Here is a 12,757-nt window from a genome sequence, read left to right as displayed (position 1 = left end):
AGCGACCGGCTGCAGCCGCCGGCGATCGATTACCTCTACAGCGAACTCACCTGCGTGGCCTGGTGAGGGCGAGGGACGGTGATGAGAACGGCTTTCCACCACCTGTTGCGGGACGCGGCGCGAGACTTTCCGCGCAACCCGGCCCTCACCTATTCCAACAGGACGGTGCCCTACGACGACCTATGGCAGCGCGTCCTCGACCTGCAGGCTGGGCTGCGCCGACTGGGGCTGGAGACCGGCGAGCGCGTCGGCGTCTTTCTCGAAAAGCGCATCGAGGCCGTCGTGGCGATGTTCGGAACGTCTGCAGCGGGCGGCATCATGGTGCCGGTCAATCCACTGCTCCGGCCGGCGCAGGTTGCGTTCATCCTCGCCAACAGCGGCGCGCGCATCCTCGTCACCTCTGCCGAACGCCTGGCGTTGATCGCCCCGGCGCTGGTCGACTGCCCAGACCTTGCCCGCGTCATCGTGGTGGGCGCTCTCCCATATCTGCCCCCCGGCGACCGGCGCTACAGCATCCACGCCTGGGACGACGCCTTCCCGGACCCCGGGTCCGCCCCGCCGGCGCGCGAGCCGATCGACCTCGATCTGGCGGCGATCCTCTACACCTCGGGCAGCACCGGGCGCCCGAAGGGCGTTGCGCTGAGCCATCGCAACCTCATCGCCGGTGCCGAAAGCGTCGCCCAGTACCTGGGCAATACTCAGTACGACGTCATCCTCGCCGCACTGCCGCTGAGCTTCGATGCCGGCCTCAGCCAGGTCACCACGGGCTTTGCCGTCGGCGCGCATGTTGTTCTGATGAACTACCTCGTGCCACAGGAGGTGCCGCGGCTTTGCGCCCGCCATGGGGTCACGGGGATCACCGGGGTGCCGCCGCTGTGGATCCAGCTGGCGGACCAGGCCTGGCCGGATGCCGCGCGGGCATCGGTGCGCTACTTCGCCAATACCGGCGGACGCATGCCCAAGGCGGTGCTTACCCGGCTGCGTGAGCAGTTTCCCGGCGCCCTGCCTTATCTCATGTACGGCCTCACCGAAGCGTTCCGCTCCACCTACCTCGATCCGGGCGAGGTTGACCGCCGACCCGGCTCGATCGGCAAGGCGATTCCCAATGTCGAGATCATGGTGGTGCGGCCCGACGGCTCGCCCTGCGATGCCGGCGAAGAGGGGGAACTGGTCCACCGTGGCGCACTGGTCGCGCAGGGCTATTGGAACGACCCGGCACGGACCGCCGAACGCTTCCGGCCCGTGCCCGGCCGCAGCGCGCCATGGCGCGCTACCGAGCTGGCCGTCTTCTCCGGCGACACCGTGGTGCGCGATGCGGACGGCTTTCTCTACTATGTCGGCCGCCGCGACGAGATGATAAAGACCTCCGGCTATCGCGTCAGCCCCACCGAGATCGAAGAGGTCGCCTTTGGCACCCGCCTCGTCAGCGACGCCGTTGCCCTTGGCCTCGACGACGAACGGCTGGGCCAGCGTGTCGTCCTGGTCGCCAGCCCGATGGGCGGCGGACCGCTCGACATCTCATCGCTCATTGCCGAGATGAAGCGGCACTTGCCGCTCTACATGGTCCCCACGACCGTCTTCGAACGCGACGCCATACCGCGCTCCCCGAACGGCAAGTTCGACCGGGTGCAGCTGCGCGAGGAGCTGTCGTCGTGACCGTCCATCCGACGCATCCCCCCTTCGGCAGCCACCGCGACCTGCTCCTCGTGGGCGGCATGCCGCTCGATCGCCTGGCGGCCCGGGTGGGAAGCACGCCCTTTTTCGCCTATGACCGCGGCATCATCGACGCTCGGGTCGCCGAGCTGCGGCAGGAGCTGCCCAACAGTGTCCGGCTCGCCTACGCGATGAAGGCCAATCCGATGGCTGCCGTGGTGCAGCATCTGTCCCGCCTCGTCGATGGCCTCGATGTCGCCTCCGCGCATGAACTGCACACGGCACTCGACACCGGCATCAATCCCGAGAGCATCAGTTTCGCCGGCCCCGGCAAGACCGAGGCGGAACTTCGCCAGGCGGTTGCCGCCGGGGTGACGATCGAACTCGAATCCTTTCGCGAAGCGCTGCGGGTGACCAGCATCAGCGAGCGCCTTGGCTTGCGCGCCCGCGTCGCGATCAGGGTCAATCCGGACTTTCAGGTCAAGGGGTCGGGCATGAAGATGGGTGGTGGCCCCCAGCAGTTCGGCGTCGACGCCGAGTGCGTGCCGGACCTCCTCGCCCAGCTCCGCACTTGGGACCTCGATTTCGTCGGCTTTCACGTCTTTGCCGGCTCGCAAAACCTCAACGCCGAGATCATCGCGGAGTCGCAGCGCCAAACGCTCGATCTGCTTCTGAGGCTGGCCGACTCCAGCCCTTGGCCGATCCGCTACCTCAACATCGGTGGCGGCTTCGGCATCCCCTATTCGCAGCGCGCCCGGCCGCTCGACCTGGCGCTGGTCGGCCGCAACCTGGCCGACCTGGTTCCCGTGCTCGAAGCCCGCCTGCCGCAGGCCCAACTCACCATCGAATTGGGCCGCTACCTGGTGGGGGAGTCGGGCATCTACGTTACGCGCGTGATCGACAGGAAAGTGTCCCGCGGCAAGACTTACCTGGTGGTGGATGGCGGCCTCCATCACCAGCTTGCAGCGTCCGGTAATTTCGGCCAGGCGATCCGCCGGAACTACCCGCTTGCGCTGGGCAACCGCCTCACCGCTGACGCCGACGAAATCGTCAGCGTCGTCGGGTGCCTCTGCACCCCGCTCGATCTGTTGGGCGACAACGTCGCCCTGCCCAAGGCCGAGGTCGGAGACCTGCTGGTGATCTTTCAGTCCGGCGCCTATGGGCTGACCGCCAGTCCCACGGCATTCCTGGGGCACCCGGCTCCCGCTGAATGCCTCGTCTAGTTCGGGAAGGGTCTCGAGAGGCGATCGGCCGCCCGCCGAGATACACCCTAAGGAGTACGCCCAACCGTCTACGCCTCTCCACGTCTTGATATTCCAGAACTTCGACTGCTACCGTCCAGTTGTGACGATATACTGTAATTCAGACAGGAAATATTCAAGCTACCTGAGTATGTATGTACCATACGATGTATATTTCGAACAAGAATGACAATTATTAGTAGAGTGAGTATTCTTGTTAGTTGGGTGGGGTAGGATGAACTACACATATACATTCAGGGCTTCCGCCCTACAGGGGCACGGGAGACAACAGGAGCGGTCCCGCACCATCATTTTCGTCTCGCCGCCGCGCACGGTGCCGGAGGGCCTGAAGCAGGCCGCGGAGTCGGAATTTCCGTGGGCCGTGGTCGAGGAGGTCGCCCACATCGACGAGGCCATCCGGATATTTCCCGACACGGTTTCACTGATCCTTGTGCACAAGGAACTGGTGGCGGACGCCGAGAGGAGGGCCGACGACCTGTTCAGGTTTCACCCCCTGGCGCTGACCGCCCTGCTGGACGATGGCACCGGCCTTGTTACCGCCGGAGGAATTGTCGCTTCCAAGCTCTTGCGGGGGGTATTGCCCATTCACGTCCGCCTCGAGGTGTCGCTGTCCATCATGGCGGTGCTGCTGAGCGGTATAGAATACTTCCCCCGCGCCATGCTGGAGAGTCTTGCCAAGGCGGCTGTACCACCGCCGCAGGAGGGTCCGCCCGAGCCGGAGCCACTGGGCGAGGTACCCGTACCCGTTCACCTCAAAATCCTCACCAAGCGCGAACTGCAGGTTCTCCGATTGGTAGAACGCGGTCTGCAGAACAAGTCGATCGCGACAGATCTGAACCTGTCGGGGCACACGGTGAAAATCCATCTGCACAATATCATCAGCAAGCTGGGCGCCCGGAATCGCACCGAGGCAGCTGCCCTCTACCGCGGCGGCGAGCCCACGCGTGTCGTGCACTGAGTACCGGTCACCGATCGCGTTTAGGCAGTACCAGATCCTGCTTCATGAATTCGGCGAAGGCGTCCTTGTAGCCCTTGTGCCAGCGCGACAGGGCCGGACGGCCGAGGATCAGGTCCATGGCGTTCCAGTAGAGCCTCTTGCGGTCGATCTCGGGCGTGGTCTCTCCATCTGGGCAAAGAATGAAGAAGTCGTCGCGCCCAATCGCACCGGCCATGTAGTCGATCACCTGTTCCGGGAGCCATGCGCCCGGCCGATGCTCGGCATCACCGGTGGTGGTCCACCCCGGAACCAGCAGATGCGCCGAAACCCGGCTTCCCGGCCGCTCCCGCAGGTCGCGCTCCAGGTTCTGCGTGTAGGCGTTAACCGCCGCCTTGGTGGTGTTATAGGCCGGGTTGCCCGGTGGATTGGTCAGCCCTTGCTTGGAGCCGGTATTGACGATCACCGCCGGTCGCTCGGATGCCAGCATCAGCGGCAGGAAAGCCTGCACGCCGTTGACCACGCCGAGCACGTTGACCGCAAACAGGCGCTGCCAGTTGTCGTTGGGATCGAGAATGCCACCGGCGCCGCCGGCGACGAATGCCGCGGCGTTGTTCATCAGCAGCGTCGGACTGCCCCAGTGCGCGGACACCGCCTGCGCCAGTTCCTGCATCGCCGAAGGTTCCGCAACATCGGCGTTTCGCACGATGACATTTGCGGGGCCCACAAGCCCGCCGAGTTCGGAGGCGATTGCATCGAGCTTCGCCGCATCGGTGTCCACCAGTGCTACCTTCATTCCCGTGCGGGCGGCGCGGCGAGCAGCAGCTCTGCCGATTCCGCTCGCGCCTCCGGTGATGACTGCAACGCCGTCCTGAATAAAGGGCTCGACCATGGTTCTCCAACTCGCATCTGGGCCAGCTTGTGGCTCCGATGCCCACGAGCGGCGGCGGCATACCTACGCCACGACAGCGCTTGGCGTCCACGGCCTAGTTGCCGTGCTGGTCGAGATGGCGAGGCGCCCCATCAGACAAGCACGTCGGACCGGCATGGACTACGAAGCTCGCGCGTGCTTACACTCGGCTGGTAAAAGGTGCACGCGCCAAAAGACGTAGGCGTACGCGCTCCCGCCCAATGCGGCGGGTACAGGGCGGAGGCGTATCGGTGGCCGATCACAGCGGCTTGGCGGACGTTTGCGTGCAAAGGGACCGCCGATGACGTCGGCAGTCCCCGTGAGCCTGCACTCCATCTCGAAATCCTTCGCCGGCATCCCGGTCCTGAGGAACATCGACTTCGACGTCCGCTCCGGCGAGGTCCACGCCTTGCTGGGCGAGAACGGCGCGGGCAAGTCGACGCTGATCAAGATCATCGCCGGAGTGCACGCCCCTGACAGCGGCACGATCCGGCTGGGCGAGACCACCTACACCGCCGTGAGCCCCAAGGAGGCGCGCCGCGGCGGCGTGGCGACGGTCTACCAGGAGTTGCTGCTCTTTCCCGAACTGACCGTTGCCGAGAACGTTTTCCTCGGCAACGCCCCGCCCAACAAGGCGGGGATGCTTGATTGGACGGCGATGCGCCGGGGCGCCCGGCAGCTGCTCGACTCCCTCGACAGCCCCGATCTCGACGTCGACGCCAAGGTCGGCACCCTCTCGGTCGCCAATCGGCAGCGGGTCGAGATCGCCAAGGCGCTGAGCCAGGACGCCAAGGTCCTGATCATGGACGAGCCCACCGCCGCCCTCGCGGACGCCGATATCCGCCGGCTCATTGCAGTGGTGAAGCGCCTCAGGGATCGCGGCGTTGGGATCATCTATGTGAGCCACAAGCTGCCCGAGATCTTCGAGCTCGCCGATCGCGTCACGGTACTCCGCGATGGCGCATTGATCGGCACGCGGCCTATCGGCGAGGTCACCGAACAGACGCTCGTCTCGATGATGGTCGGGCGCGAAATCGACCACCTGTTTCCACGTGGCGAACCCAACATTGGCGAGGTGCTCCTCAGAGTCGATCACCTGGGGTTCGGCGCGCGCGTCAGGGACATTTCCTTCGAGCTGCACAAGGGGGAAATCCTCGGGCTCGCCGGCCTCGTCGGCTCAGGGCGCACCGAGCTCGCCCTCACCATATTCGGCATCACGCCGGCGACCTCCGGGACCATCACGCTCGATGGCCAGCCTGTGACCATCTCCAGCCCGAAGCAGGCGCGCAATCTCGGCATCGCCTACGTCCCGGAGGACCGTGGTCTGCAGGGGCTGGTGCGGCCGATGACGATTGCCCAGAACAATTCGATGGCCTCGCTGCACAACGTGGCGCGGGGCATCTTCATCAACGTGGCGACGGAACTGAAGCGGGGCGCCGACTCGATCACGAAGCTTGGAATCCGCGCCCGCGGCCCCGACCAGGTCGTGGGCCAGTTGTCGGGCGGCAACCAGCAGAAGGTGGTGCTCGGCAAGTGGCTCGAGACAGCGCCGCGCATCCTCATCATGGACGAGCCGACCCGTGGCATCGACGTCGGGGCAAAGGCCGAAATCCATGCTCTGATGAGCCGGCTGGCCGGAGACGGCATGGCCATCCTGATGATCTCGAGCGAGCTGCCCGAGATCCTCGGCATGAGCGATCGCGTGCTGGTCATGCATGGCGGCCGGCTGATGGCAACCATCGACCGCGCCGACGCCACGCCCGAGACCGTCGGCGCCGCGATGACCCAGGCATCGGCGCACGAGGTCGCGGCATGAGCGTCGAAGCGGCACCGAGTTTACGCCCGCAGCGCGGCGCCCTCACCCGGTTCGTCTCGGCCTACGGCCAGGAAGTGGTCATCGCGTGCGCCATCGTCCTGCTGTTCGCGGTGGTGTCGGCGATCAATCCGCGTTTCCTCGCCCCGAACAACCTCAACACCATCGTCTCCGGCAACGCCTATATCGCGGTCGCCGCCATCGGCATGGCGATGGTCATCATCACCGGCCACATCGACGTATCGGTCGGCGCGCTGATCGGCGTCCTCGCGACCATCTCCGGCACGATCGCCGTTTCCGGCGCGCCGGTCTGGCTCGCCTGGGTGGTGCCGATCTTCGTCGGCATGGGCGTCAACGCCATCGTCGGCGCCCTCATCGCCTATGGCCGGATTCCGTCGATCGTCGTCACGCTCGGCATGCTCTCGATCCTCCGCGGCGGGCTCGTCTCGGTGACCGGCGGCGCGTGGATCAACAACCTGCCGCCGGAATTCCTCCTCGCCCAGCAGCGGCTTCTCGGCGTGCCGGTGCCGGTGTGGTTCATGATCATCCTGACCATCGGCGCCTTCCTCTGGATGCGCTACACCGCCTTCGGCCGGTCCCTCTACGCCATCGGCGGCAATGCGGAAGCGGCCCGCGCCGCCGGCATTCCGATCGAGCGGCGCATCGTGCAGGTCTTCATGATCCACGGCGCCTTCGCCGGCCTCGCGACGATCCTCTTCGCGACGCAACTCAAGATCATCCAGTCGACCGTCCCGCCAAATCTCGAGCTCACCATCATCACGGCGGCAGTGATCGGCGGCGTCTCGATCCTCGGCGGCACCGGCACGGTGATCGGCTCGACGCTTGCCGCGATCCTCTTTTCCGCCATCGGCTCGGCGCTGATCTTCATCAACGTCTCGGCCTACTGGCTGCGCGCGGTGATCGGCGCGCTCATCCTCGTGACGGTGCTGGCCGACATGCTGCGGCGCAATCGCGAAATGCAGGGAGCGGGGCGATGACGGCGAGTCGCTTCCTCCGCCACGAGACGATCCTCGCCGTGCTCGTGGTCATCGCGCTGATCGTCCTCGGCGCGCAGTCCGACAAGTTCTTCACGCTCGACAACCTGCTCAACCAGGGCCGGCTGATGACCGAGGTCGGCCTCATCGCGATCGTCATGACCTTCGTCATCATCACCGGCGGCATCGATCTCTCCGTCGGCTCGATCCTGGGGCTGTCGGCCATCCTGCTCGGGGTGTTCTGGAAGAACCTCGGTCTGCCGCTCGAACTCGCCATCTTCCTCGCCCTCTGCGTCGGCACGCTTGCCGGCTTCGTCAACGGCATCATCATCACCCGCTTCAGGTTCCCCCCGCTGATCGCGACGCTCGGCACGCTCGCGCTGTATCGCGGCATGGCCGAGGGCATCTCGCAGGCGCGATCAGTGCGCGGCTACCCCGACTGGTTCTACATCCTGGGTCAGGGGCAGTCCTTCGGCATCCCAACGCAGCTCTGGCTGCTCGTCTTCGTCGCCATCGTCGCGGCGATCATCCTCGGCACGACCACCTGGGGGCGCGCCACCTACGCCATCGGCTCCAACGAAACCGCCGCGCGGTTTTCCGGCCTCCGCGTCGACTGGGTGAAGATCGCAATCTACTCCGCCTCGGGCTTCGCCGCGGCGCTGGCCGCCGTCATCTTCGTATCGCGCGTCTCGACCACGCGCTCGGACATGGGCACCGGCATCGAGCTCGATGCCATCACCGCCGTGGTCCTCGGAGGCACGTCCATTTTCGGCGGCAAAGGCACCATTGTCGGCACCATGCTGGGCCTGATCCTGATCCAGGCGCTCAAGAACGGCTTGTCGCTGGCCGGCGTCAAAAGCGACGGAACCATCGTGCTGATCGGCGCCGTGCTGATCCTCACGATCCTTGTCTCGAACGTCATCTATCGGGGCGGCACCCGCTGAAGTCATCGCGCCCGTGATCTCTGCCGAAATGAGACCGGCGATTTGAAGGAGGAGACTATGCTTCGCACCACACTTGCCGTCGTCACAGCCCTCACCCTGTCGACCAGCCTCGTTCAGGCGCAGTCGGCCTGGACCGGCGGCGACGAACTTCCCACCAGCGCCCTCGCCTGCGACGGAACGGCGGCAACGCCGGTCGCCAAGGCCTATGACGGCGGCGTGCCCACCAACCCGCCCGATCGCAAGGGCAAGGAGATTACCGTCGTCGACGTGCCCAAGCTCATCGGCATCGGCTATTTCGACGCGACCTCCAAAGGCATCGCCGACGCTGCCAAGGAGATGGGCAACATGAAGGCGACGACCGATGGCCCGACCGAGGCCAATATCGACGACCAGATCACGGTTATCGACAACTACATCACCCAGGGCGTCGACGGCATCCTGTTTGCCGCCAACGACCCGGTTGCCATTTCCCCGGTGCTGAAGAAGGCCCTCGGCGCCGGCATCAATGTGGTCGGCTACGATGCCAACTCGGAGCCCGATGCCCGGCAGTGGTTCGTCAACCAGGCCGAGTTCAACGGCATCGCCAAGGCGATGATCGACAGCCTCGCGGCCGAAGCCGGCGAGGACGCCCCCTTCGCCATCGTCACCTCGACCTTCACCACGCCCAACCAGGCGCGCTGGATTGCCGAAATGGCCGCCTATGCCGCGGCCTGCCATCCCAACCTGAAATGGCTCGAGACCGTGGAAGCCCAGGAGGACAACATCCTGAGCTTCAATCAGGCCAACACGCTCATCAACAAGTACGGCGATGAGCTGAAGGGCATTCTCGGCATGACCTCGGTGGCGACGCCGGCCTCGGCTGACGCCGTGACCCAGGCCGGCAAATGCGGGCAGATCGCGGTGGTTGGCCTTGCCACTCCCAACGCCATGAAGCCCTATGTCGACGCCGGTTGCGTCAAGTCGGTGGTTCTGTGGAACCCCGTCGATCTCGGCTACGCCGCGGCCTATGTGCTGCGCGCTGCGGCCGACGGAACGCTGCAGCCCGGTGCGACCTCGGTCGAGGCCGGCAAGCTCGGGCCCCTGCAGGTGATCAACGGCTCCGAAATTCTGCTCGGCGCGCCGTTCATCTTCACCAAGGACAACATCGGCGACTTCGACTTCTGACAACCTGTGCGGGGCGCCCCCTCGGCGTCCCGCCGCCTTCGTCGCATTGGAGAGCACAGAGGTTTAACACGTTAACCCGGCGCCAGGCGCCGAAGCAGTTCCAGGACATCGTTCACCGAAGCGATGGAGACAATGTCATCCGGCTGGAGGCTGGCGCGGATCGTCCTTTCGATCTCCGCCACGATCGCCATGTGCCCGAGGCTGTCCCAAGCTGGCAGGCTCTGCATGTCGTCGTCGGGCGCGACGGTGTCGACCCCGAGTGCGCGTCCCACGATTTCGCAGGCAATACCGTCACTTGGCATTGTCGGGCTCCCAGAACTTACCGGCCAGCCACTCATCCTTGAATATCTCGAAGGTCACAAGTCGATGATCTCGCCGGTTGTCGGGTTCTGCTTGTGCCTATGCCACGTGGCGGCATGAGTGAAGCCGAGCTTGCGGTAACTGCAGACCGAGGAAATGTTGCGCGCATCCACAAGCCCGTAAAACCGCTCGACATCGGTATGCCGGAAGAACTGATTCATGAGTTCAGCGCGAACCTCCACGACGACGTCGCGCCCCACCATCACCGGGGCAAACCCGTGGTGAAGAAACCGGCGTCTCCGTCGTTTGAGGAACTCGATGAACCCTGTGAGGCCACTCACGTTAATATTAGCTTGCCCGATGGAGGAGCTGGTTGCCATGCGAACCTTCGAACATCGAGGCGTCGGCCTTGGAACGGCAATACTTCGCGGCCTACGCTGCCGCTGCCCCCGCTGCGGTGAGGGAGACCTGTTCGCAGGGTTCCTACAGCAGGTGGACAAATGCTCCGTCTGCGGTCAACGGCTGGGCGGCTTCAATGTCGGCCTGCTGTTGCCCTTTGTGGTCATCACTATCGTCGCGCACGTCATCATCTTTGTGATGCTCGACATGGAGCTGAACGAAAGGGCGAGTCCACTGATCTACCTGGCCGTGCTGGTGCCGCTTTCGGTAGTGGTGCCGCTGGCCGTCATCCGGCCGGTCAAGGGCGCCCTCATCGGCTTCCTCTGGTCGCGGGGGCTCAGTGATGAATTGGAACGCTAGTTCACCGTGGCCCGGCGTTGACGACTGTAAGGCCGCGGCCGGCGCGATCAGCGGGGCCCAGCATTCCCTTCCCAGTGCGAACAGACATCGGAACTTCTAAGCGTGCTGGGCCTCCGTCGTGGACCGCCCATTCGACAAGTCAGACACACCACCGGAACCGCGTGCGAGCCAAGGAGTTACACGCTCCCCCGAGCTTGTGGGGGGTGAAACATTTCGCATCGGTCTCTCTCCGCCGCTACTTGGGGTGCCATGCGCGGAGGGCCGGTGCCAAGTGGCGCTCTGCGACCGGACCGCGCCCCAGGGCTTGATCGCTGGCGGCATTTGCCTGATTTTTGGCCGCAAATGCCAGCCTATAGATATTGAGATCTGCCACACGCGGGGCGAGAAAGCGCGCACCATATAAAGCAGCAATTCCACTGCCGGGCACGAGGCTCGGAATATCGTCATGACCACCAAGCACCTGCTGGAAGCCATCCACGACTTCTCTGCTTGTTCCAGCGCTGCCGACATCGTCGAAATCATCGCGCGAGCCACAGCTTCCTTCGGAGCCGAGTTCTTTTGTTTCAACTATTTTCCCTGTGACGGACGGGATTTCAGCGACGCGATCCTGACAAGCCGCCTTCCGTCCGCCTGGCTGGATCTCTATCTGGCCAGCGAGTTTGCGGAGGTCGACCCCTCCATTCGCCACTGCCGTAACGTCGTTCGGCCCTTCGCCTGGGACACGGCGCCCTTCGACCCCGAGTGCGAGCCACAGGCGCGCGAGGTGGTCGAGCGGGCAAAGGATTTTCGGCTTTCCAAGGGCTTGCTGGTTCCGATCCCCAGTCCGGTGGGATGCATCGGTGACGTGTGGATCGGTGGATACGATTTCGATTTGCCGGAGGCGTTCATCCCGTCGATCCATATGATCGCTCTGTATGGCTTTGCGTCGATGCACCGCCTGTTGGCACCCACCGCTCCGAAATCGGTGAAGCTGACCGAACGGGAGTGTGAAATCCTGCGCTGGGTCGCCGCCGGCAAGTCGGCCAAGGAGATCGGCCGCCTGCTGAACAGGTCCCACCGGACGATCGAATGGCACCTCCAGGCCGTGGTCGCGAAGCTCGGGGCAGCAAACCGCGCCCAGGCAGTCATGATCGCCCTTCGCGATCGGCTAATAGATATCTGAGCGCAAGCGACCGACAGCCTTCACAGGCCCCGTAGGACTACTGGAGCGACCCCTAATTAACGCCCGATTAATCCGCCACGGCTCAAGTATACTCGCGATTTGCTTGTAACATCAATAACGTCAGCCGCAAGTCGCATGATCTTGGCAGTTTAACCTTGGGGTTACAAATGAAGCGCCTTCTCTTGCCTGCGGCGGCTTGCGCCGCAGCGCTCCTCTCAGTGCCGTCGACCTATGCGCAGTCGCGAACCGACAGCTTCGGGGTCTCGCTGACCGTCGAAGCCGAATGCACCGTCGCCGCCGATGACCTTTCGTTCGGCACCACCGGCATCATCGATGGCGACATCGATGCCCAGGCCAATCTCACCGTCACCTGCACCGAGGGTTCGGCCTATGCCATCGGCCTCGATGCCGGCGCAGGCAGCGGCGCCACGGTCGCAACGCGCAAACTCACGCACACGACCGTTCCTGCCAACACGGTCGACTACTCGCTATTCCAGAACGCGGGTCGCTCCACATTGTGGGGCAATACCGAGGGTACCAACACCGTTGATAGCGCGGCTGCGACCGGAGCCCCCGAGATCATCCCGATCTATGGCCGTGTGAACGGCGGTCAGAACGTTCCGACCGGCTCCTATCTCGACACCGTCACCGCGACGGTCTGGTACGGCACCGACCTGACACCGTAACAGCGATGGGCCGCCTTCTTACCCAAATCGCCGTGGCCCTCCTGATGTGCTGGTCCGCCAGCACATCGCAGGCCGCGAGCCTCCGCGTGGCTCCGATACTGCTCGACCTGCAGGACGGAACCGTTACCTCCACCCTGCGTCTGTGGAACGAGGACAAGCAGGCCGTGCGTGTCCA

At 64.6% G+C, this 12,757-nt stretch carries 13 protein-coding genes; 10 read left to right on the top strand and 3 right to left on the bottom strand.

Annotated elements, in window-relative coordinates; all coding sequences use genetic code 11:
• Nucleotides 1-81: 81 nt before the first annotated feature.
• The 3 genes from JWQ89_RS12280 to JWQ89_RS12270 all read left to right on the top strand — a co-directional run bounded on the left by JWQ89_RS12280 (nt 82) and on the right by JWQ89_RS12270 (nt 3,873).
• Nucleotides 82-1,656: an acyl-CoA ligase (AMP-forming), exosortase A system-associated gene (locus JWQ89_RS12280; RefSeq protein ID WP_299641397.1), complete on the top strand. Its 1,575-nt coding sequence runs from the start codon at nt 82-84 to the stop codon at nt 1,654-1,656.
• Nucleotides 1,653-2,876, top strand: a complete 1,224-nt coding sequence (locus JWQ89_RS12275; RefSeq protein ID WP_299641395.1) for a pyridoxal-dependent decarboxylase, exosortase A system-associated — start codon at nt 1,653-1,655, stop codon at nt 2,874-2,876. The genes JWQ89_RS12280 and JWQ89_RS12275 overlap by 4 nt, the downstream gene beginning before the upstream one ends.
• Before the next feature lie 253 nt (nt 2,877-3,129).
• The gene (locus tag JWQ89_RS12270; protein WP_299641393.1) at nt 3,130-3,873 is read left to right on the top strand and encodes a response regulator transcription factor; all 744 of its coding nucleotides are present in this window, start codon (nt 3,130-3,132) and stop codon (nt 3,871-3,873) included.
• 7 nt (nt 3,874-3,880) lie between these two features.
• On the opposite strand, the gene JWQ89_RS12265 is transcribed toward JWQ89_RS12270, so the two are convergent.
• Nucleotides 3,881-4,741 (bottom strand): SDR family NAD(P)-dependent oxidoreductase, encoded by an 861-nt coding sequence (locus JWQ89_RS12265; protein ID WP_299641391.1) that lies wholly within the window; start codon nt 4,739-4,741, stop codon nt 3,881-3,883.
• 319 nt (nt 4,742-5,060) lie between these two features.
• Between JWQ89_RS12265 and JWQ89_RS12260 the strand changes: the two genes are divergently transcribed.
• The 4 genes from JWQ89_RS12260 to JWQ89_RS12245 are packed head-to-tail and all read left to right on the top strand — an operon-like array spanning nt 5,061 to nt 9,675.
• Nucleotides 5,061-6,575 carry a sugar ABC transporter ATP-binding protein gene (locus tag JWQ89_RS12260; RefSeq protein ID WP_299641390.1) on the top strand — a complete coding sequence of 505 codons (1,515 nt, stop codon included), beginning with the start codon at nt 5,061-5,063 and terminating at the stop codon, nt 6,573-6,575.
• On the top strand, nt 6,572-7,570 hold the full coding sequence (locus JWQ89_RS12255) for an ABC transporter permease (protein ID WP_299641388.1): 999 nt from the start codon (nt 6,572-6,574) through the stop codon (nt 7,568-7,570). The genes JWQ89_RS12260 and JWQ89_RS12255 overlap by 4 nt, the downstream gene beginning before the upstream one ends.
• Nucleotides 7,567-8,511 (top strand): ABC transporter permease, encoded by a 945-nt coding sequence (locus JWQ89_RS12250; protein ID WP_299641386.1) that lies wholly within the window; start codon nt 7,567-7,569, stop codon nt 8,509-8,511. The genes JWQ89_RS12255 and JWQ89_RS12250 overlap by 4 nt, the downstream gene beginning before the upstream one ends.
• A gap of 57 nt (nt 8,512-8,568) precedes the next feature.
• A complete protein-coding gene (locus JWQ89_RS12245) occupies nt 8,569-9,675 on the top strand; it encodes a substrate-binding domain-containing protein (protein WP_299641385.1) in 1,107 nt (368 codons plus the stop codon).
• A gap of 71 nt (nt 9,676-9,746) precedes the next feature.
• Here JWQ89_RS12245 and JWQ89_RS12240 read toward each other — a convergent pair whose 3' ends face one another.
• Entirely contained in the window at nt 9,747-9,977 is a 231-nt protein-coding gene (locus JWQ89_RS12240) for a phosphopantetheine-binding protein (RefSeq protein ID WP_299641383.1), read from the bottom strand.
• 54 nt (nt 9,978-10,031) lie between these two features.
• The gene (locus JWQ89_RS12235) at nt 10,032-10,355 is read right to left on the bottom strand and encodes a GNAT family protein (RefSeq protein WP_299641381.1); all 324 of its coding nucleotides are present in this window, start codon (nt 10,353-10,355) and stop codon (nt 10,032-10,034) included.
• Between JWQ89_RS12235 and JWQ89_RS12230 the strand changes: the two genes are divergently transcribed.
• The 3 genes from JWQ89_RS12230 to JWQ89_RS12220 all read left to right on the top strand — a co-directional run bounded on the left by JWQ89_RS12230 (nt 10,354) and on the right by JWQ89_RS12220 (nt 12,582).
• On the top strand, nt 10,354-10,734 hold the full coding sequence (locus JWQ89_RS12230; RefSeq protein WP_299641379.1) for a DUF983 domain-containing protein: 381 nt from the start codon (nt 10,354-10,356) through the stop codon (nt 10,732-10,734). The genes JWQ89_RS12235 and JWQ89_RS12230 overlap by 2 nt on opposite strands.
• A gap of 445 nt (nt 10,735-11,179) precedes the next feature.
• A complete protein-coding gene (locus JWQ89_RS12225; protein WP_299641377.1) occupies nt 11,180-11,896 on the top strand; it encodes a LuxR family transcriptional regulator in 717 nt (238 codons plus the stop codon).
• A gap of 167 nt (nt 11,897-12,063) precedes the next feature.
• Nucleotides 12,064-12,582 (top strand): spore coat U domain-containing protein, encoded by a 519-nt coding sequence (locus tag JWQ89_RS12220; RefSeq protein WP_299641375.1) that lies wholly within the window; start codon nt 12,064-12,066, stop codon nt 12,580-12,582.
• The last annotated feature ends 175 nt before the right edge of the window (nt 12,583-12,757 follow it).

The sequence above is a fragment of the Devosia sp. genome (genome assembly GCF_028290645.1).
Lineage (GTDB): Bacteria > Pseudomonadota > Alphaproteobacteria > Rhizobiales > Devosiaceae > Devosia_A.
This window is presented reverse-complemented; position numbering and strand designations above follow the sequence as displayed.

Coding starts and splice junctions, on each gene's coding strand:
- JWQ89_RS12280 (WP_299641397.1), top strand. CDS start 82: ATGAGAACGGCTTTCCACCACCTGTTGCGGGACGCGGCGCGAGACTTT.
- JWQ89_RS12270 (WP_299641393.1), top strand. CDS start 3,130: ATGAACTACACATATACATTCAGGGCTTCCGCCCTACAGGGGCACGGG.
- JWQ89_RS12265 (WP_299641391.1), bottom strand. CDS start 4,741: ATGGTCGAGCCCTTTATTCAGGACGGCGTTGCAGTCATCACCGGAGGC.
- JWQ89_RS12260 (WP_299641390.1), top strand. CDS start 5,061: ATGACGTCGGCAGTCCCCGTGAGCCTGCACTCCATCTCGAAATCCTTC.
- JWQ89_RS12255 (WP_299641388.1), top strand. CDS start 6,572: ATGAGCGTCGAAGCGGCACCGAGTTTACGCCCGCAGCGCGGCGCCCTC.
- JWQ89_RS12250 (WP_299641386.1), top strand. CDS start 7,567: ATGACGGCGAGTCGCTTCCTCCGCCACGAGACGATCCTCGCCGTGCTC.
- JWQ89_RS12245 (WP_299641385.1), top strand. CDS start 8,569: ATGCTTCGCACCACACTTGCCGTCGTCACAGCCCTCACCCTGTCGACC.
- JWQ89_RS12240 (WP_299641383.1), bottom strand. CDS start 9,977: ATGCCAAGTGACGGTATTGCCTGCGAAATCGTGGGACGCGCACTCGGG.
- JWQ89_RS12230 (WP_299641379.1), top strand. CDS start 10,354: ATGCGAACCTTCGAACATCGAGGCGTCGGCCTTGGAACGGCAATACTT.
- JWQ89_RS12235 (WP_299641381.1), bottom strand. CDS start 10,355: ATGGCAACCAGCTCCTCCATCGGGCAAGCTAATATTAACGTGAGTGGC.
- JWQ89_RS12225 (WP_299641377.1), top strand. CDS start 11,180: ATGACCACCAAGCACCTGCTGGAAGCCATCCACGACTTCTCTGCTTGT.
- JWQ89_RS12220 (WP_299641375.1), top strand. CDS start 12,064: ATGAAGCGCCTTCTCTTGCCTGCGGCGGCTTGCGCCGCAGCGCTCCTC.